This window comes from Candidatus Obscuribacterales bacterium (assembly GCA_036703605.1).
Classification (GTDB): domain Bacteria; phylum Cyanobacteriota; class Cyanobacteriia; order RECH01; family RECH01; genus RECH01.
Map to the genome: position 1 here is coordinate 1 of DATNRH010000910.1, position 1,611 is coordinate 1,611.

Annotated in this window: 1 protein-coding gene; it reads left to right on the forward strand. The window is 50.6% G+C overall.

Features of this window, described 5'->3' with window-relative positions; genetic code table 11:
• Window positions 1–954: 954 nt before the first annotated feature.
• The coding region (locus tag V6D20_18705) for a protochlorophyllide reductase (GenBank protein ID HEY9817810.1) at window positions 955–1,611 on the forward strand (657 nt) is incomplete at its 3' end.

Consider the following 1,611-nt stretch of genomic DNA (forward strand, 5'->3'; position numbering starts at 1 on the left):
GGTGGTGACGGGTAAAAAAATCGGGTCATTGTGCTGCACAACTGACGAAATATCAGCTTCCCAACCACAAATATTCGGCAGACCTGACCGAGTATCGCTGAGGGTCGGTCGGTTGGAAGACGATACGGATGCGATCATATGAATGTTCCTTTGTTCTCTGTACGCGGTGCTGACTCCTCGCCACACTGCGAATAATGCCGCTCATGCGTGATGCGATCAGGAGGTGGACTCGATGCAATGAAGCTGCCGGGTTTCGGCTTCGCTCAACCCTCGTCTCATCAGGATTGGAGCATTGAGCAACGTAAAAATACATCTTGCATTCATGATGTCCTCCTACTTAATAACACTCGACTAGCAGATCCAGTGCCTGAAGCGGAGTTGATAGGCCATATCCTGCTACGCCTATCCCCTTTGAGGATCATAGGCTACTTTTCTGCCCAGCAAGACGCATCGGCCATAAAGTAATGTCAAGTGTTTTTGCGATCGCTCCATACTGCTTCAAATTGAGCAGTGCTTCTCTCAGTAACCTTGTCTAGGTGGCTTCTGGGATGTCCAAGAGCGATCGCCCTCTGCAGTGCCGTGGTTTAACCGCCGATCGAAAAGAATCCCATCACAAAAATGGACAGCAACAGCCCTGGACTGAGGAGCAAAATCAGCGTAAACAGTTCACCAGATTCCATAGATCTATCCTTCAAGGTTCATAGTGTGGTCGTGCTTCCATCATGACCCATGAAAGCCGGTGGTTTGGGGCAGCAATCTTTAAAGAAATGGGAAAATCCTAGGATAGCCAAATTTCTATGACCATCATTCAAGCCGCCAAAAACGTCACGATTCTTTTCTATATACTACGAAACTTAACAAGACTACAGGACTTAAAACATCCAGGGGATAGAGTGTGAGATCCTGAAGGCAGTCCATGACAGTGAATCGTGTCTAGTTAGGATGGAGTGAGAGATGACATCAACGGTAATTATTACGGGTGCCTCGTCAGGAGTAGGGCTGTACTCTGCAAAAGCCCTAGCTAAGCGTGGGTGGCACGTCGTCATGGCTTGCCGCAACCTGGAAAAAGCGAAGGCGGCAGCGGAAGAGGTTGGGATGTCTGCCGATAGCTACACCCTCATGCATATCGACTTGGGTAGCCTCGACAGCGTGCGCAAGTTTGTGGATGATTTTCGCGCAACCGGCAAGACTCTAGAAGCGCTGGTGTGTAACGCTGCTATCTACATGCCGCTGATCAAAGAACCGCTGCGATCGCCTGAGGGTTATGAGCTGACGATGACCACTAATCATCTAGGGCATTTTCTGCTGTGTAACCTGATGCTGGACGACCTGCAGCGATCGCCCGCTGCGGAGAAGCGCTTGGTGATTTTGGGAACCGTGACCCATAATCCCGATGAGCTGGGCGGTAAGATTCCGCCCCAGCCCAACTTGGGCAACTTCGAAGGCTTTGAGAAAGGGTTCAAGGATCCCATCTCCATGGCAGACGGCAAGGCCTTTGAGCCGGTCAAAGCCTATAAAGACAGCAAGGTGTGCAACGTGTTGACTATGCGGGAACTGCATCGTCGCTTCCACGAGTCCACAGGCATTGTCTTCAGTTCCCTTTATCCGGGC